This is a genomic window from Vibrio kanaloae, from assembly GCF_024347535.1.
In the GTDB taxonomy this organism is placed as follows: Bacteria; Pseudomonadota; Gammaproteobacteria; order Enterobacterales; family Vibrionaceae; genus Vibrio; species Vibrio kanaloae.
Map to the genome: position 1 here is coordinate 737,596 of NZ_AP025498.1, position 16,834 is coordinate 754,429.

Sequence of the window (16,834 nt, forward strand, 5' to 3'; positions counted from 1 at the left end):
GAAGTGTAATGCATTCAAAATTCTTACTCTCTTCTTGCTTACTAATGAGTGGGCTGTCTCAAGCCGCCTCATTAGAAGAGTCAGTGGCGTTTGCTATCGACTATAGTCCAGAGATATTGGCGCAGTATTCCCGATACCAATCGGTGATAAGAGACGGAGACGCTGCGGGTGGTTTATATATGCCACAAGTCAACCTTTATGCGGCGGCAGGTTACGAAGAGACGCGCTATAACAGCAGCAGCAAGCTTGATACCGATGACCGTGGCCTAACGCGAACGGAAATTGGCGTTAAAGTATCTCAGTTACTATTCGATGGCTTTAAAACCACGTCGAATGTTGATCGACTAACGTACGAAGCAGAAGCTGAGCGTTTAACTCTGATTTCACGAGCTGAAAATGTATCGTTAGACGTAGTTAGAAACTACTTAGATATCCTGAAAGCCGAAACGCTTTTGGAGCTTTCTAAACGTAACGTAAAAGAGCACCAAGAAATCTATCAAGACATCCAAGATAAAAAGAGCAAAGGGTTGAGTAGTAACTCGGATCTGGCTCAGATCTCTGCGCGTGTCGCGACCGCGCAATCTTCACTAATTGCCGCTCAGAACAATCTGTTTGATTTACAAACTCAGTATCTACGGCTAGTCGGCAAGCCTGCGGTCAATATGGTTTACCCACGTTTTGATTACGCGTTGTTACCGAGTTCTGCACAGATAGCCCTTGAACAGGCGATAGAGAATCACCCTGAAATCAAAGCCGCTTTGCTTGATATCGACGCAGCTCGTAAAGAGATGCGTCGCGAGAAAGGGGACTACTATCCAGAGGTGAAACTTGAGCTTCATGCTAATAAAAACGACAACGTGTCTAACCCGCCAGGCGGTGTCGATGAAGATGCTCGACTAATGCTAACGATGGATTATGACTTGTTTAATGGCTTCTCTACTGATTCTAGAGTTGAATCATCGGCTTGGCGAGTTGAAGAGGCTAGGGCGATACGGTTAAGAACGGAGCGTGAGGTTAAAGAGGGTACTCAGCTAGCTTGGAATGCATATAAGATGCTTGAACAGCAAAAATCCCTACTTCAACAGAATGTTGATGCTGCCAAAATCGCAGAGCTTGGCTATATCCAACAATTCAATGTTGGTAGGCGGAGCCTTTTAGATGTGCTGGATGCGAAGGTCGAAGTGTTCTTGGCTCGACGAAATTTCATCAGTACTGAATATGATCAAACATTAGCGGCATATCGAGTACTGAATGCGATGGGCATGTTGACTTACGCATTAAGGATTGAACATCCAGATGAGTGGCAAGGGGAGAACAAGTAATGAGATATTTTAAACTAGCGCTACTTAGTTCTATCTTGTTGATGGGATGTGCGGAAACGCCTGATACCACAATGACTCGACATCAAATTGATGACTTAGCGGATAATGATCGCGATGGTGTGATAAACCAGCGAGACCTTTGTGCTGATACGCCAGAAGGCGTACTTGTTGATATTAAAGGGTGTGCCGATTGGAAGATTATCGAAGATGTTGAGGTCTTAAGCGTGGCATTTGATTTTGATAAATATGACCTTAAACCAGAGCACACAACCGTGTTAAATGAGTTAGTGCGTTTACTGGGTGAGCAGCCAGAGACCTCAGTTACCTTGGTCGGCGATACAAGTTCAGAAGGCACCAACGTTTATAACAAAGCACTGGCTAAGAAAAGAACGGGTGTCATTCGAGATGCACTGGTTGATAGAGGTGTCGATGGTGAGCGAATTTTCGAACAAGAATTTACTCAGATAACCAGCTTAACTCAGCACCTTCACAAGCGTAAGCGCAGAACGATAGCGGTGTTAAAAACAGAGAGCATGGAAGTTAACCCATCTTGGAACATATTCACCTCAGAGATGCAACTCGACAGTAACAGCGATGTTGAATCTAAGACACCGATTGATCCAGTAGGGGGCATGTAATGAAACGTCTATCTAATAAATCGGGCGTGCTGTTTGCTGCTGTGCCTGTGCTTTTTTCGGTATCGGTATCGGTATCGGTATCGGTATTGGCTAATGATGTCCGTGATATTGGTTTGGTGGCGATTGAACCGAATATGCAGGGGCTCGTTGAAGATTTGCTTAAAAGCCAAGAGATCGATCTAGAGCTTTTACTGAGTGACAGTGTTCCAGAGCAGATGATCATGCAGCGCTCGCGTGTTGGTATCACTTCTAAAAAGTGGACTGACAAGGAGATGGCTAGATTTGACATGCGTTATGGTTATAGGCCGACAGAGCTGATGTTTACCGCTGATGTGATTGCGATTCTAGCGAATGAGAATAACCCTGCGACGTCAGTTACTGTAGCAGAATTAATAGATGTGTTTGGTTGTTCTAATGAGCTTAAACATCCCAAATGGAAACCAAGCAGTGATATTCGCGATGGTGAAAGCTTAGATACCCACATGTTGCCTTTTGCTATCGACCACAATCTGCAAGGCCATACTACGTTTTCGAGTTGGGTCGAGTGTGGAACTAACGGGGAATATGCGAATACGCAATTCTTAGCGGATCTGCCTGAGCTTGTTAATAAGATCGAAGGCGAAGAAGCGGCAATTGGTTATACCGTTTACTCGGACCAAATCTCGGATGTGAAATGGTTGAGCGTGGTCGATAACCTAGGCGTGAACTACGACCTAAACAAGGAAACGATCCTCTCTGGTCGCTACCCGTTAGCAACGGTTTATTATATGTACCTGAATATTCCGGCGCACCGAAAGGGGTTCACTGAACAAGAGAAGTTCTTTATCGGGCTCACGCTCTCACAAGATCATCAAGCAGTGTTGAACCGTTACGGTTTCATCAGTTTGCCACAGGAAGCGATTCAGCGTAATAAAGTTAGGTTATCGCTTGAAGAACCAGCGATCGAAGGCGGTTATAAGTAATTGATGAGACGTTCTGTACTGAAGTTGACGGAGTGATCTTGTCACTATCGTAATGGTTGTCAATGTGACGGGTTATGTGATTCGGCGATAGAATTTATTTAGCGGGCATGTATGCCCGTTTTTTTGCCTAAAATTTGTGCCTTGATCGGTTGTTTGGTCATTGGTCACGTATAATGTGTGCTCCATAGTAAGCAAAATAAGCACAATTAATGAGAACTCGTCCTGTCTTAATTCTCCCTTTTTTATTGGCTCTGAATGTTATTTCACTTTCCGTACAAGCGACCGAGGCTTGGTGGCTACGAACGGTATTCAACAGCAGTTCAGTTCAAGCGAGTTCCAAACACTATATTAACGATATCGACCTTATGGATTGCGGCGAGATCGAAGGCACTGTGTTGTGCAGTGACCTCACTCAATATTACGACCTGGATGTTTACGTTGAACTGGAGTTGGATGAATCGAGTATCGAAGTGGTTCGCTTAAGCCTACCGTATTCAAAATTAAGTTATACGAAGCTTCAGGCTTACCTTCGTCAAGATGGCTTTGCTCTGAGTTCAATTCGTATAGGGGAAGATGAGTTCGATGTCGTCGCTCAACTCGAACAAGCGGAACGTGAAGGCGTAGGTTTTGGTGAGGTAGATAAGCAGCTCGTTGAGTTTATCAATGCGCCACACCATTCATCCGAGCAAATGAGCCTATGGAATGTTCCTAATTCTTCCTCATCATCTTCTCGTACTTCAGAGCCTTGGGTTCAGTTACATACTGATGGTGGCGACCTAACAGTTGAACTAAATCGTTTTTAATCGCTCAAATTTATAGATACTCTCGTATTTCATTAGAGCAACAAGCCTTTTGGGTTAACGGTTCACGGGCAGACAGCAAGCTATTCTTCATTTCTGTGCTCGTTTTTCATGTGGCTCTCACATTTTTAGTAAGCGTTTAGTTTTGCCAATTGTTATACGTTGAGCCTTCAGTAAAACGAGCATAGGATACGCTCAGTATTGATAAAGGAGACAACCCATGGTTGCAAAAGTAACGACAGCGCCGCAAGGCTTAGAACTTTCTGAGCTGGTGCAAGGATACTGGCGTACAGCAGAGTGGGGCATGACCCCTAAACAACGCCTGACTTTCCTTAAGCAGCATATTGATCTTGGTATCACAACGGTTGATCACGCCGATATTTACGGTAACTACCAATGTGAAAAGTTATTTGGTGAAGCATTAGCGCTTGAGCCAAGCCTTCGTGATGAGATCCAAATCGTCACCAAGTGCGACATCAACTTGTGTGGTGACCACACTCCTGATCGTAAGATCAATCACTATGACACCAGCGCGCACCATATTTACCAATCCGTAAATAATTCTCTTGAACGTTTGGGTGTAAGCGAACTTGATGTATTACTGATTCATCGCCCTGATGTACTTATGGATGCGGATGAGGTTGCAGAAGCTTTTGCAGAATTGCATAAGGTCGGCAAAGTTAAACACTTCGGTGTATCAAACTTTTCACCGCGCCAGTTTGAACTGCTGCAATCTCGACTAGGTAAGCCACTCATTACCAACCAAGTAGAAATTAACCCGTTGAACTTCGAAGTTGCCCATGATGGCACCTTAGATCAACTGCAGATGAATCGTATACGCCCAATGGCGTGGTCTTGTTTAGGTGGTGGTAGCATTTTCAATGGCGATTCAGAGCAAGCGATTCGCGTACGTGATGAACTAGAAGCGATTCGCCAAGAAGTGGGTGCAGACAGCATTGACCAAGTTATTTATGCTTGGGTTCGTCGTTTACCGTCTAACCCAATTGCGATTATCGGTTCAGGTAAGATTGAACGTGTGAAGACAGCCGTTGATGCATTAAAAATTGAACTGACTCGCGAACAATGGTATCGCGTTTGGGTTGCATCTAAAGGTCACGGTGTGCCATAGGAAGCAATTCGAAAATGACTATAAGCCAGCTAACAAAGCTGGCTTTTTTGTGTCTGCCTAACATGTTTCTTCAAAACTGTGATTAAGGTGGAATAATTTTCAAAAACACTCATAATGCACTCTGTTTTTCACCAGTTGGATATTTCCATTGAGCATTTCAAAATTCTCTTCAATCGCCCTTAAGCCAGAGCTTCTAAATACGTTAGATTCTCTTGGTTATACTGAAATGACGCCGATCCAAGCGTTAAGTCTTCCTACAATCCTAAATGGTAAGGACGTTATCGGTCAGGGTAAAACGGGTTCAGGTAAAACAGCTGCTTTTGGTTTAGGCGTGCTGCAGAACCTACGCGTTAAGCGTTTCCGTGTTCAGTCTTTAGTGTTATGTCCGACTCGTGAGCTTGCAGACCAAGTAGCAAAAGAGATCCGTACTCTTGCTCGTGGTATTCACAATATTAAAGTGCTGACACTATGTGGCGGTATGCCAATGGGCCCACAGATTGGTTCACTAGAGCATGGCGCGCACATTCTTGTGGGCACGCCTGGCCGTATCCTTGACCATCTAGAAAAAGATCGTATTGACCTATCTGAGTTGAACACGCTTGTGTTGGATGAAGCCGACCGCATGCTAGAAATGGGTTTCCAAGACGCTTTGGATGCAGTGATTGAAGCGGCTCCAAAAGAGCGTCAAACTCTGCTCTTCAGTGCAACTTTCCCTAAACAGATCAAATCTGTTGCAGACCGCATCATGCGTGATCCAGAAATGGTGAAGGTTGAATCAACGCATGATCACTCAAGCATTCAGCAACACTTCTACAAAGTGGAAGGGACTGAAGCTCGTGATGACGCGTTAGAGTTACTTCTTCTTCATCATCAACCAGAATCAGCGGTTGTGTTCTGTAACACTAAGAAAGAAGTACAGAACGTAAACGATGAGCTAAGCCACCGTGGTTTCAGCGTGATCGAGCTTCATGGCGACATGGAGCAGCGTGAACGTGACCAAGCTTTGGTTCAGTTCTCAAACAAAACGATCTCGATTCTAGTCGCGACAGACGTTGCGGCTCGTGGTCTTGATGTTGATAACCTAGATGCTGTATTCAACTTTGAGCTATCTCGCGACCCTGAAGTTCACGTACACCGCATTGGTCGTACTGGCCGTGCAGGAAGCAAAGGCGTAGCTATCAGCTTCTTTAGCGAAAAAGAGATGTACCGTGTTGCTCAAATTGATGAGTACATGGACATGCCTATCGAGCCATCTGAGCTTCCAGCAAAGCCAATTGCCAAGCCTTACTACTCAAATATGGTAACCATCCAGATTGATGGCGGTAAGAAAGCTAAGCTTCGTGCAGGTGATATTCTTGGTGCATTGACGGGTCAAGGTGGTATTGATGGTAAATCAGTCGGTAAGATCAACTTGTTTGCAATGCGTGCTTACGTAGCGGTAGAAAGATCTGTGTCTAATAAAGCGCTAGGTAAAATAGAATCAGGAAAAATGAAGGGTCGCCAATTCCGCGCCCGAATCCTGAAGTAATTCGAGACTAAAGCCCTTTACTGCAAAGTGCAATATTTACGACAATGCAGTAAAGGGGTTTCCACAGTTGATCTATTCATCAGGTCTGATGGAATAAAGATCGTTGATATGTTTTCCTTCGCTAAGATACCAAGTCATCGCTTCCTGTCGATTATTAGCGAATATCGTAATTGTGGTTATTTTTCCAGCGTCAAAATAGCAAAGCTCATATTCTAACTCGCTTGTATGATGAGGAATAGCGGCCATAGCTTGCCTCCCAAATACTAACCATTATAATTCTATGCAAAATACATACCGTTAATATGTATTGCATTGTTCTTCAATGAACAATAAAAAGTCGAATAATATCACTGCTAGTCGTAATTTTTATTTTAATCATTTGCCTAAATAGACGGTTTAGCAAGGTGAAGTCTCAATTTATCTGAAAGTTTTTACGATAAGGTGCTTTTATAGCTAATGTTATAAGGTCAACAGTAATCTGATAAGACCATTTTGGTGTTCGTTGACCAGTAACATGTGATGAGAGGGTGTAATGAGGAAATGCCGTTGGTTAGTCGTATTCGTGTGCTTTCTATTTGCTGGGTGTGGGACGAAATTCGCCTATAACAATATCAGTTGGTTTGCGGTTAGCTATATCGAAGATTTTGTTTCTCTATCTAATAGTCAAGAATCAGAGCTCGAAGAACGCTTCGATTTATTACAGCAATGGCATAAAGAAACTCAACTGCCGCTGTATATTTCGCAATTAGAAGTGATTCAAAGTATTGCTCGTTCCGATATTAATTCTGCGTTTATCGTTGACCAGAGTGAGCAAGTTAAACATCATATTCGTTCTATCGTTAATAAATTAGCTCCCGATGTCTACGGATTAAGTATGCAGCTTACCCTTAAGCAAGATAACGAATTCTTAAAGAACTTCAGGGAAAAGCAGCAAGACTATTACGAAGAAAGGTTATCATTGAATGATGAAGATTCGAGGGAACGATATCGAAGTCGAATAGAAGATAGGCTAGAGCGGTGGCTTGGATCAGTATCGAAAGAGCAACAACAGATTATTTCTACTTGGTCTCAAGAGTGGATTAATACCAATGATAGCTGGCGCCAATATCAAAATAACACTTATCAAGATCTATCGACACTGATGCAAAAGAAGACCGATCTGCATATTGCGCAGCCAATTATTATGAACCTGCTTTTGAACAACGAAGCTTATTATCCAGAGCAACTGAAGTCTCAGCTTAATAAGAATATGCAGACATCAGCTAGGTTCTTAGTCGAGATCGCCACAGTGAGCAGTGAGAAGCAATGGTCTTATTTCATGAGTGAATTAGAAAGTATCAAATCAACGCTGGTGACACTGCAGGAGTAGGGAACAAGTAATCTTCGTTAATAGATGATAAGGCTGATCTTGTTAAATCAATCAACTTTCCAGCCATTATCGTACTGTAAGGGTATTAACCTCGATTACTCATCAACAGTTTTGGAATAGAGCCTTTAGCGGTCTTAGATATTTTCTGCATCAATTGAAAGCTCGGTTGTTGAATACCGTGATCACTTTGCAGTTCATCAATCATTAATAACCATAAGCGTGCTGTCATTTCTGAATCGGCTAACGCTCTGTGGAAAGTACCGTCGTTGTCGATATTCTTAAAGCGCACAAGGTCGCCTAGCTTATGGGTCGGTGCATCTTGGATCAAGCGGCGAGCAATCAACATTGAGCAAGCGAACTTACCTGTATAGTCTCGGCCAATAAAGTCGAACTCGGCATCGAGAAAGCGCTTATCAAACGACGCATTGTGAGCAACAAGTTGGCTGCCTTGAATGAAGTCTGCAAACTCATCCATCACTTCACTACAACTGGCCGCTGTGATTAACATACGGTTACTGATCCCTGTATAACCTTCAATGAATCCACTGACACGAAACCCAGGGTTCATGAGTTGTTGGAAGGTGTCGACAACTTCGCCGTTAACGAGCTTAACTGCACCGATCTCAATCGCTCGGTCGCCCATGTTGGGAGATAAGCCTGTGGTTTCGAAATCGAGAACGATAACGGAATCTGCGGAGTTTGAAGCCATCGTATTTCCTAATTGCTGTTTAGTAGTATTGCTTTATATGGGGCGTTTGCTGTTGCTATGGGTCAATCTATTACGTGTTGTTGTTCTATTGAGTGTTGCTACTGACAGTGAGCTCAGTGTAACCCGTCGAATCATCATGCTCTCTGTTGAAGGTCAAGGTATCGTAGCGGTGAACAATCAATTCAGCGGTGGTCGCTATAATCGTTCCTTCAAGTAAATGCCCGCCAATCACATCGCCATTTTCATCAGCAACGGATATATGAACGTGCTGGTGGTTAGGCGTTAGGGTTGCCATTACTGATACGATTTCGAACGGAGCTTTGATTAGCTTGGTGTTGTTCGCATTGGCCAAACGAATATTGAGTTGAGAAACACACCCGACACAAGACGCAATAGAGCCTGCCGAGACATTATGTGCTGTGACTAACCTCTGGATCTCAAGCTTTAGATCTTGGCCTCGGGTTAATCTCTTTGCGATAGGAGTGAGCATCTTATTGCCTCCGTTTTATTTGTATTTCAAGAACAAAACGAAGCCACATTGGGCTTCGTCTTATTTTTGTTTTAGCTAACGCGACTTTCGCATTTTCTAAATCTGAAATTACTCAGGTTGCTGCAGATCTCTTTTCTTTTTAGGCACGAAGTTCAATACAGAGATTGGCACTTCTTTGCGTGGTTCGAAACCTTCAACTACGCGACGCTCAATCAAGTGACCAAGACGTTTTTCGATAATGCACAGGTTCTTAAAGTTGTCTTTCGATAGGAAAGAGATCGCTTCACCAGACGCATCAGCACGGCCTGTACGACCAATACGGTGAACATAGTCGTCCGCTGGGAATGGTATGTCGTAGTTGACTACGCGGCTTAGGTTGTCGATATCAATACCACGAGCAGCAACGCCTGTCGCTACTAAGTATTTTAGGCGACCTTTCTTGAAATCAGCCAAGATCTTTTCGCGGATCGCTTGGCTACGTCCACTGTGGAAAGCTTCTGCCTGAATGCCACGCTTTTCAAGTTGAGCCACCAACTTAGCCGCACCATGCTTGGTTTCGATAAAGATAAGCGCTTGGTCCCAGTTACCTTCGGTAATCATGTGGCTCAATAGTGCTGACTTACGGTCTTTATCTACGGTCACTAACCATTGCTCAATGTTCGCTTTAGACGCATCAGTCTTGGCAATCGAAATCTCTTCCGCTTCACTGATTGCACTTTTCGCTAGCGCACGCACTGGCGTTGAAAGTGTTGCCGAGAACAGCAGGTTTTGGATGTCTTGTGGTAGACGTGCGATGATCTTGTTGATGTCTTCAATGAACCCCATGTCTAGCATGCGGTCAGCTTCATCAAGAACCAGAACTTCAACTTCATCAAAATGAACCGCGCGTTGTCCGTACATGTCGATTAAACGACCTGGTGTTGCCACAAGAATATCGACGCCTTCAATCAAGCGGTCTTTCTGGTGCTGGTAAGACACGCCACCGTACATCGCTAGTGATGTTAGGTTTAGGAACTTCGCGTACTTAGTAATGTTCTGCTCAACCTGAATCGCAAGCTCACGAGTTGGTGTCAAAATAACAGCACGAATACGTTTTTTACGTTGTGTTTCACCTTTACTTAGCATTTCTAAGATAGGGAGAACAAAGCTCGCAGTTTTACCTGTACCTGTTTGTGCTGCCGCAATAAGGTTCTTACCAGAAAGCACAATCGGAATTGCTTTTTCTTGAATAGAGGTTGGCTTTTCATAGCCTTGTTTTGCAACGGCTTTAACAATAGGTGAGCTTAATCCAAGCTTGGAAAATGGCATAAGTTTCTCGGTATGATTTGGCTAAATAGCGATGGAAAGGTTCAACAATCTTATACAAGGATAAGATTAATGGCGGCATTCTACCATGTTGCTTGTGTACCGCTAGTCACATGCACATAAAAAATCCAGTGCGTTTAGGGCACTGGATTTTTTGGTTTTGGCTTATGGTTAACAGTTAAGCAATATCAACCTTTTCAGCTTGGTTCTGTTCTGCCATAGACAGTGCTAAAGCTTCAGCGACTTTAATGCCGTCGATACCAGCAGACAGGATGCCGCCAGCGTAGCCTGCGCCTTCACCTGCAGGGAAGAAGCCCTTAAGGTTGATGCTTTGGTAGTCTTTACCACGCTTGATACATACAGGAGAAGACGTGCGAGTCTCAACACCTGTTAATAGGCCGTCCGGCGTAGAGAAACCTTTGATCTTCTTCTCGAACGCTGGGATGGCTTCACGAATCGCTTCGATAGCAAAATCAGGCAGCGCTTTTGAAATATCAGTCAGGTGGATACCTGGCGTGAATGACGGTTGTACTTCACCGATTGCACTTGGATCGCGACCTTTCAAGAAGTCACCGATTTTCTGAGCTGGGGCATCGTAGTTTTCACCGCCAAGAACATAAGCGCCGCTTTCTAGTTCACGCTGTAAACGGATACCAGCCAGTGCATCACCAGGGTAATCACGTTCTGGGTCGATACCTACAACGATTGCGCTGTTTGCGTTACGCTCTGCACGAGAGTATTGGCTCATGCCGTTAGTTACAACGCGGCCTTCTTCAGACGTTGCAGCAACTACAGTACCGCCTGGGCACATACAGAAGCTGTATACAGTGCGGCCATTCTTACAGTGGTGAACCAGTTTGTAGTCCGCCGCACCAAGGATTGGGTTGCCTGCGTTCTTACCGAAACGAGCTTCATCGATCATCGATTGCTTGTGTTCGATACGGAAACCAACAGAGAAAGGCTTCGCTTCCATGTAAACACCACGATCGTACAGCATTTCAAACGTGTCACGAGCACTGTGGCCAACAGCCAATACCACGTGACGAGAGTTGATCTCTTCACCGTTAGAAAGCGTTAGGCCAGTGATTTGACCATCTTCCATATGAACGTCGTCAACACGAGTGCTGAAACGGATTTCGCCACCAAGTTCAATGATAGAAGCGCGCATCTTTTCGATCATGGTAACCAGTTTAAAGGTACCGATGTGCGGCTTACTTACGTATAGAATTTCTTCTGGTGCACCCGCAGCAACGAACTCTTCAATTACTTTACGGCCGTAGTGCTTTGGATCTTTAACTTGGCTGTACAGCTTACCGTCCGAGAATGTGCCTGCGCCGCCTTCACCAAACTGTACGTTTGATTCTGTGTTCAGAGCGCGCTTACGCCAGAAACCAAAGGTATCTTTCGTACGTTCACGAACTTCTTTACCACGTTCAACGATAATTGGGTTGAAGCCCATTTGAGCAAGCACTAGGCCAGCGAACAAACCACAAGGGCCAAAGCCGATAACCACAGGGCGCTCAGTTTGGTTTTCAACGGCTTTAGCAACGAATTTGTATTCCATGTCTGGAGTGATTTTTACGTGCGGGTCACTGATGAATTGCTCTAGCAGCTCAGCTTCGTTTTCAACAAGAACATCCAGCGTGTAGATCAGTAGGATCTTCGATTTCTTACGAGCATCGTAGCCACGTTTAAAGATATTAAAAGAAAGTACCTGATCAGAGTTAATACCAAGCTTCGCTTCAATCGCGTCTTGAATGGCAGACTCTTCGTGGTCTAGTGGGAGTTTAATTTCGGTTAAACGTATCATTTCGATGTCTCGTTTTTTATAGGTGTCTTAGCTAGACCACATCTAAACACAGAGTTTGATGAAAACGCTGATGTTGAAAGAAGCGATAAGCTCACAATGGCGCGCATTTTACGAGAAATTGATTTATCTGTCATACTAATTTGGAAACATGGAGCAAATAGACAGGATATTAGAGTCGTATGATGTTGAATTTTGCTTTGGGATGAGTATTATCCCCATTCTTCAATTTTGACTAACTTATAGAGCAGAGCATCATGGCATTTGTCGTAGGCGATAATTGTATTCAATGTAAATACACAGACTGTGTGGCCGTGTGCCCCGCAGATGCGTTCCATGAAGGCCCGAATTTCATGGTAATTAACCCAATCGAGTGCATTGATTGTGGTTTATGTGTACCTGAATGTGATGCTCAAGCGATCTTCCAAGAAGATGAGCTGCCAGAAGATCAAAAGATCTTTATCGAAGTGAACGCAGAGCTCGCTGAGATTTGGCCTGTGCAAACGGAAGTAGCCGCACCGATGGATGACGCTGAAAAGTGGAATGGTGTGTCTGATAAGTTGGCAATGTTAGAAAAGTAATTGTTGAAAATCACTCAAATAAAAAGGCGTACTGATTTAATCAATACGCCTTTTTTAATATCTGAACACTGTCGATTGGCTCGTTAGCTTATGGGGTCTAGCTGTGCTGACGACGCATGTTGTCGAGAATAATACCTGTCGCCATTGCTACGTTTAGTGACTCTGCATCACCGAATGCTGGAATCGTAATCTTGTCAGTCACGTATTTAGCCGCATGTTCACGGATACCGTGAGACTCGCTACCCATCAGTAAAATGCCGTTGGCAGTGAAATCAGTCTTATGAATGCTTTCACCTTCTAAGAACGCACCGTAAACAGGCAGGCTCGCTTGCTCTAAGTATTCAGGTAAGTTTGTTTGGCTTACGTGTACTCGGCCAAAGCTACCCATAGTTGCACTGATCGTTTTAGGGTTGTACGGGTCTGCGCAATCGCTGCTTGCAACGATATGCTTGATGCCATACCAGTCTGCCACGCGAATAATCGTACCTAGGTTGCCCGGGTCTGAAACGCCATCAAGCGCAATCATCAGTCCTGTTGCTTCTGGTAGTTCAAACGTTGGGATCTCAACAACCGCAATCGCGGCATTGTTGCTTACCAAAGTGCTCGCTTTGGTGAGGTCATCCAGCGAGGCTTCAACACAATCAAACTCAATCAGTGAAGCATGATTTTCAGATAAGAAATCAGCAGTAGCAAAGACGTTCTTCACCACTAAGTCACTATTGAACAGCTCAAGAACGTTCTTTTCACCTTGAACTAGAAACAGGCCGTGGGCTTTACGTTGTTTCTTGTGACCCAAAGCACGAAGGAGTTTTAATTGGTTTTTTGAAATCATGTTTTTATCCTAGATATAAGCCCGCGCATTATAGAGCAAAGGTTGGCGAACCAAAAGCGTGATAGCTCAATGCGATCCATATAAAAAGCAAAAGCGACCCACTTACAAAAAGAAAAGCGCACTAAATAGCGCGCTCTTGTCTGATGTATTTACTCAGGGTTAAGCTGAACTGAGAAGGCTAGGCTGAACCGAGAAAATGAGCTGACCCTTATGATTAATATGGGGCAGGGTAGCGCTTAAACACGGTGTTGATATCGGTGAGGATCTCTTCTGAAAGCGGCTTACTGAAAGCGGCTACGTTTTCTTTAAGCTGTTCCATCGTGGTTGCACCAATAATGGTCGAGGTAACACCGTCGACTTGATTACACCACGCTAATGCAAGCTGGCTCGGAGTGAACCCGTGAGCGTTTGCCACTTCAACATAGCCTTTAACCGCTTCATTGGCAGATTCAGTATCACGGAAAATGCCTTTACGCTGCATGTATGTCCAGCGGCTACCTTTTGGTCTTGCGCCATCAATGTACTTTCCACTCAACATACCTGCGGCTAAAGGTGACCACGGCAGGTAAGCGACGTCTTCATGCACACAGTTCTCAATTAAATATGGCCAATCTTTCGCGTGCAGTAGGCTGAATTCATTCTGAATCGAGACCATTCGTGGCAAATCATGTTTTTCACTTAGCTTAAGATACGTGTTAATGCCCCAAGTGGTGTCATCTGAAAGACCGACATGGCGGATCTTACCCGCTTTAATACAGCTCGCTAATGCTTGTAGGATCTCCAACATCTCCGCTTCATGCTGTTTTCGGTCGATATCGCTGAATCGAATGTGATTTGGGATATGTTTGCCAAAGTGAGGTGTGGTGCGATTTGGCCAATGAAGTTGATAAAGGTCGATATAGTCTGTTTGAAGGCGTTTTAATGATGCATCAACGGCTGCGATCACGGCTTCACCGGTTATCGGGCCACCATCTCGAACCCAAGGAAGCCCTGGCCCGGCAATTTTGCTCGCAATGATCAACTCTTGACGACGCTGTGGGTTACGCGATAACCAGTTACCAATGATTGCTTCTGTTTTGCCATAGGTATCTGGAGAAGGTGGAACCGCGTACATCTCTGCCGTATCGATAAAGTTAATACCTTGGCTTAATGCGTATTCGATCTGTTGGTCGGCTTGCTGTTGCGTATTTTGTAGCCCCCAAGTCATGCTACCAAGGCAGATACGGGAAACGGGAATTTGACTACTTCCTAGTTTTGAATATTCCATTGAATTAGGGATTCCTGTGGTTAAGTTCTCTGGTACTCGCATAAAATCATTTGAAAAGACGGCGAGTGAGGAATGAAAACGAATATGAATTATTAGCACAAAATTGCACGACAAGGTATGGCTGGGGGATGTTTAATGAGTCATTTTTCAGCGCGATAAGCTAGCGTGTGTCATGCGTGAAAATACATTCGCGAGAAATTATGAGCCGAACGGTGAGCGAGAAGTGAAGAGCAAGAAGCGACGAGTGAAGGTTTAATGTTCAGCTTTTTTGGGAGTTGGGGAGAGGAGAACAGTTCAAAAATAAAAAAGCTCTACAGGATAGAGCGCAGAGCTTTTTTATAGGGGTCTTTATTGAGTTACGAGGTCGCGTTTGTGTCTAACCCACCCTGGGTCTGCGCCTGTCTTAGAGCTTCTTGCCTTTGAACTTCTTTCTCAGTCAATATTGGTTGAAGCGTTTCCTCAGAGGCTTGAGGAGAGAAAATAAAATACTTATTAATCGTCATAACTGTGTCTCCGTGTAACGTATGACAGATACTGCATGAAGGATAAACCGTGATCATCATCCCCTTTGTACTTTTTTAGGCTGAGAGCGGAGGGCGTAGAATGCGTACAAAGTCATCATTTATCATCCTTATACAGGGTGTAACTGACGAAACCTTCTTTTTACAGTATAGGCGGCTCATTTAACTTCGTTCAACAATGATTTAGAGCAATTACATACGCGGTCAGGGGCGTAAGATGAAAACCTCGTGACTGACTCTACGTAAGTAACTCTTCAATAATAAATTACTTAACTACATTTATTATTAAGTCAGTGAACCAATTACTTAATCCATGGTGAGATGAATTATGGAAAAGCTTGTCGAACGCTTTCTGAATTACGTTACTTTTGATACCAAATCCGATCCCTCTCATCCGCTATGTCCAAGTTCGCCGGGTCAAACCACGTTTGCTGAAGCCTTAAAGTCAGAATTGAATGAATTAGAGTTAGCTAACATTTCTTTAGATGAAAATGGCTATTTGATGGCGAAACTGCCATCGAATGTCGATTACCCAGTGCCAGCGATTGGTTTTGTGGCGCACATGGATACCGCTCCTGATGCTTCTGGTGCGAACGTGAAACCGCAGGTGATTAAAGATTACCAAGGCGGATCCATTGAACTAGGAGCAAGTGGTGAGTGCTTAACCCCGAGCCAATACCCAGACCTCGATGCTCTGCACGGTCATGACCTGATCACGACCGATGGTACGACTCTGCTTGGTGCCGATAACAAAGCGGGCATCGCTGAAATCATCAGCGCGATTGCTTACCTGAAAGCGAATCCAGACATCAAACATGGCGATATTTGTATTGGATTCACGCCAGACGAAGAGATTGGCCGCGGTGCGAACCTGTTTGACGTTGAACAATTTGGCGCCGAGTGGGCGTACACCATCGACGGTGGGCCAGTAGGGGAATTTGAATTTGAGAACTTCAATGCCACGAGCGCTGACGTTATCTGTCATGGCGTGAACGTTCACCCGGGTACCGCAAAAGGTAAAATGGTGAACTCGATGAATATAGCGGCGCAATTCCAACTGATGATGCCAACGCAAGAAACACCAGAATGCACCGAAGGTTATGAAGGTTTTTATCATCTGAAATCGGCTGAAATGGGCGTGGCTCGCTCTGAACTGGGTTACATCATCCGTGATTTTGAGCGTGATGGCGTAGAAGCGCGTAAGATATTCATGCAGCAGAAAGTGGATGAACTGAACGAGCGTCTTGAGAAAGGTCGTGTCGAGTTAGTGCTAACAGACGGCTACTTTAATATGAAAGAGATGGTTGAGCCGCATCAACATATTATTGAGTTGGCGAAGCAAGCAATGATTGAGTGCGATGTTGAGCCAATGATCAAGCCTATTCGAGGCGGTACAGACGGTGCTCGCCTATCATTCATGGGTTTACCCTGCCCGAATATCTTTACTGGCGGTTATAACTTCCACGGTATTCATGAGTTCATTACCATTCAAGGTATGGAACAGGCAGTGAAAGTGATTGTTGAGCTGTCTCAACGTACTGCTTTGTACTACCAAAAATAGCAGCTTATAACGC

At 44.4% G+C, this 16,834-nt stretch carries 17 protein-coding genes; 9 read left to right on the forward strand and 8 right to left on the reverse strand.

What is annotated here, in order from left to right; genetic code table 11:
• The first annotated feature begins 8 nt into the window (after nucleotides 1-8).
• The 6 genes from OCV24_RS17455 (at nucleotide 9) to dbpA (ending at nucleotide 6,379) form a co-directional block, all read left to right on the forward strand.
• Entirely contained in the window at nucleotides 9-1,322 is a 1,314-nt protein-coding gene (locus OCV24_RS17455) for a TolC family outer membrane protein (RefSeq protein ID WP_150877430.1), read from the forward strand.
• A complete protein-coding gene (locus tag OCV24_RS17460; protein ID WP_102507018.1) occupies nucleotides 1,322-1,960 on the forward strand; it encodes an OmpA family protein in 639 nt (212 codons plus the stop codon). The genes OCV24_RS17455 and OCV24_RS17460 overlap by 1 nt, the downstream gene beginning before the upstream one ends.
• Nucleotides 1,960-2,922: a PstS family phosphate ABC transporter substrate-binding protein gene (locus OCV24_RS17465; RefSeq protein WP_150877428.1), complete on the forward strand. Its 963-nt coding sequence runs from the start codon at nucleotides 1,960-1,962 to the stop codon at nucleotides 2,920-2,922. The genes OCV24_RS17460 and OCV24_RS17465 overlap by 1 nt, the downstream gene beginning before the upstream one ends.
• A 209-nt stretch (nucleotides 2,923-3,131) precedes the next feature.
• Nucleotides 3,132-3,725, forward strand: a complete 594-nt coding sequence (locus OCV24_RS17470) for a hypothetical protein (RefSeq protein WP_146443084.1) — start codon at nucleotides 3,132-3,134, stop codon at nucleotides 3,723-3,725.
• A 217-nt stretch (nucleotides 3,726-3,942) separates the two neighbouring features.
• On the forward strand, nucleotides 3,943-4,851 hold the full coding sequence (locus tag OCV24_RS17475) for an aldo/keto reductase (RefSeq protein WP_077681334.1): 909 nt from the start codon (nucleotides 3,943-3,945) through the stop codon (nucleotides 4,849-4,851).
• 148 nt (nucleotides 4,852-4,999) lie between these two features.
• Nucleotides 5,000-6,379: an ATP-dependent RNA helicase DbpA gene (dbpA, locus tag OCV24_RS17480; RefSeq protein ID WP_102507022.1), complete on the forward strand. Its 1,380-nt coding sequence runs from the start codon at nucleotides 5,000-5,002 to the stop codon at nucleotides 6,377-6,379.
• 72 nt (nucleotides 6,380-6,451) lie between these two features.
• On the opposite strand, the gene OCV24_RS17485 is transcribed toward dbpA, so the two are convergent.
• A complete protein-coding gene (locus OCV24_RS17485) occupies nucleotides 6,452-6,625 on the reverse strand; it encodes a hypothetical protein (RefSeq protein ID WP_017058002.1) in 174 nt (57 codons plus the stop codon).
• Between the two features lie 286 nt (nucleotides 6,626-6,911).
• Between OCV24_RS17485 and OCV24_RS17490 the strand changes: the two genes are divergently transcribed.
• A complete protein-coding gene (locus OCV24_RS17490; RefSeq protein ID WP_102507023.1) occupies nucleotides 6,912-7,748 on the forward strand; it encodes a DUF6279 family lipoprotein in 837 nt (278 codons plus the stop codon).
• 85 nt (nucleotides 7,749-7,833) lie between these two features.
• Here the strand turns inward: OCV24_RS17490 and OCV24_RS17495 are convergent, their stop codons facing one another.
• The 4 genes from OCV24_RS17495 to OCV24_RS17510 all read right to left on the reverse strand — a co-directional run bounded on the left by OCV24_RS17495 (nucleotide 7,834) and on the right by OCV24_RS17510 (nucleotide 12,062).
• Nucleotides 7,834-8,457 carry a 3'-5' exonuclease gene (locus OCV24_RS17495; RefSeq protein WP_046223113.1) on the reverse strand — a complete coding sequence of 208 codons (624 nt, stop codon included), beginning with the start codon at nucleotides 8,455-8,457 and terminating at the stop codon, nucleotides 7,834-7,836.
• Nucleotides 8,458-8,542: 85 nt separating this feature from the next.
• A complete protein-coding gene (locus OCV24_RS17500; RefSeq protein WP_046223112.1) occupies nucleotides 8,543-8,947 on the reverse strand; it encodes a PPC domain-containing DNA-binding protein in 405 nt (134 codons plus the stop codon).
• A gap of 108 nt (nucleotides 8,948-9,055) precedes the next feature.
• Nucleotides 9,056-10,255, reverse strand: a complete 1,200-nt coding sequence (locus tag OCV24_RS17505; protein ID WP_077681338.1) for a DEAD/DEAH box helicase — start codon at nucleotides 10,253-10,255, stop codon at nucleotides 9,056-9,058.
• A 175-nt stretch (nucleotides 10,256-10,430) separates the two neighbouring features.
• Nucleotides 10,431-12,062, reverse strand: coding sequence for an NAD(P)/FAD-dependent oxidoreductase (locus OCV24_RS17510; RefSeq protein ID WP_102507025.1), 1,632 nt, complete (start codon nucleotides 12,060-12,062; stop codon nucleotides 10,431-10,433).
• 254 nt (nucleotides 12,063-12,316) lie between these two features.
• On the opposite strand from OCV24_RS17510, the gene fdxA reads away from it, so the two are divergent.
• Nucleotides 12,317-12,640, forward strand: coding sequence for a ferredoxin FdxA (fdxA, locus tag OCV24_RS17515; RefSeq protein WP_102507026.1), 324 nt, complete (start codon nucleotides 12,317-12,319; stop codon nucleotides 12,638-12,640).
• A gap of 97 nt (nucleotides 12,641-12,737) precedes the next feature.
• On the opposite strand, the gene OCV24_RS17520 is transcribed toward fdxA, so the two are convergent.
• The 3 genes from OCV24_RS17520 to OCV24_RS17530 form a co-directional block, all read right to left on the reverse strand.
• Nucleotides 12,738-13,472 carry an RNA methyltransferase gene (locus tag OCV24_RS17520; protein WP_150877426.1) on the reverse strand — a complete coding sequence of 245 codons (735 nt, stop codon included), beginning with the start codon at nucleotides 13,470-13,472 and terminating at the stop codon, nucleotides 12,738-12,740.
• A gap of 214 nt (nucleotides 13,473-13,686) precedes the next feature.
• Nucleotides 13,687-14,679 carry an aldo/keto reductase gene (locus OCV24_RS17525; RefSeq protein ID WP_017058010.1) on the reverse strand — a complete coding sequence of 331 codons (993 nt, stop codon included), beginning with the start codon at nucleotides 14,677-14,679 and terminating at the stop codon, nucleotides 13,687-13,689.
• A gap of 416 nt (nucleotides 14,680-15,095) precedes the next feature.
• Nucleotides 15,096-15,242 (reverse strand): hypothetical protein, encoded by a 147-nt coding sequence (locus OCV24_RS17530; protein WP_017058011.1) that lies wholly within the window; start codon nucleotides 15,240-15,242, stop codon nucleotides 15,096-15,098.
• A gap of 346 nt (nucleotides 15,243-15,588) precedes the next feature.
• Between OCV24_RS17530 and pepT the strand changes: the two genes are divergently transcribed.
• Nucleotides 15,589-16,821: a peptidase T gene (pepT, locus tag OCV24_RS17535; RefSeq protein WP_046223107.1), complete on the forward strand. Its 1,233-nt coding sequence runs from the start codon at nucleotides 15,589-15,591 to the stop codon at nucleotides 16,819-16,821.
• Nucleotides 16,822-16,834 lie beyond the last annotated feature (13 nt).

Excerpts from the sequence above, each read along its gene's own strand:
- OCV24_RS17475 (WP_077681334.1), top strand. The coding sequence starts at position 3,943 with ATGGTTGCAAAAGTAACGACAGCGCCGCAAGGCTTAGAACTTTCTGAG.
- OCV24_RS17455 (WP_150877430.1), top strand. The coding sequence starts at position 9 with ATGCATTCAAAATTCTTACTCTCTTCTTGCTTACTAATGAGTGGGCTG.
- OCV24_RS17460 (WP_102507018.1), top strand. The coding sequence starts at position 1,322 with ATGAGATATTTTAAACTAGCGCTACTTAGTTCTATCTTGTTGATGGGA.
- OCV24_RS17470 (WP_146443084.1), top strand. The coding sequence starts at position 3,132 with ATGAGAACTCGTCCTGTCTTAATTCTCCCTTTTTTATTGGCTCTGAAT.
- OCV24_RS17490 (WP_102507023.1), top strand. The coding sequence starts at position 6,912 with ATGAGGAAATGCCGTTGGTTAGTCGTATTCGTGTGCTTTCTATTTGCT.
- OCV24_RS17505 (WP_077681338.1), bottom strand. The coding sequence starts at position 10,255 with ATGCCATTTTCCAAGCTTGGATTAAGCTCACCTATTGTTAAAGCCGTT.
- OCV24_RS17465 (WP_150877428.1), top strand. The coding sequence starts at position 1,960 with ATGAAACGTCTATCTAATAAATCGGGCGTGCTGTTTGCTGCTGTGCCT.
- OCV24_RS17495 (WP_046223113.1), bottom strand. The coding sequence starts at position 8,457 with ATGGCTTCAAACTCCGCAGATTCCGTTATCGTTCTCGATTTCGAAACC.
- pepT (WP_046223107.1), top strand. The coding sequence starts at position 15,589 with ATGGAAAAGCTTGTCGAACGCTTTCTGAATTACGTTACTTTTGATACC.
- OCV24_RS17520 (WP_150877426.1), bottom strand. The coding sequence starts at position 13,472 with ATGATTTCAAAAAACCAATTAAAACTCCTTCGTGCTTTGGGTCACAAG.
- OCV24_RS17525 (WP_017058010.1), bottom strand. The coding sequence starts at position 14,679 with ATGACTTGGGGGCTACAAAATACGCAACAGCAAGCCGACCAACAGATC.
- OCV24_RS17500 (WP_046223112.1), bottom strand. The coding sequence starts at position 8,947 with ATGCTCACTCCTATCGCAAAGAGATTAACCCGAGGCCAAGATCTAAAG.
- fdxA (WP_102507026.1), top strand. The coding sequence starts at position 12,317 with ATGGCATTTGTCGTAGGCGATAATTGTATTCAATGTAAATACACAGAC.
- OCV24_RS17530 (WP_017058011.1), bottom strand. The coding sequence starts at position 15,242 with ATGACGATTAATAAGTATTTTATTTTCTCTCCTCAAGCCTCTGAGGAA.
- OCV24_RS17485 (WP_017058002.1), bottom strand. The coding sequence starts at position 6,625 with ATGGCCGCTATTCCTCATCATACAAGCGAGTTAGAATATGAGCTTTGC.
- OCV24_RS17510 (WP_102507025.1), bottom strand. The coding sequence starts at position 12,062 with ATGATACGTTTAACCGAAATTAAACTCCCACTAGACCACGAAGAGTCT.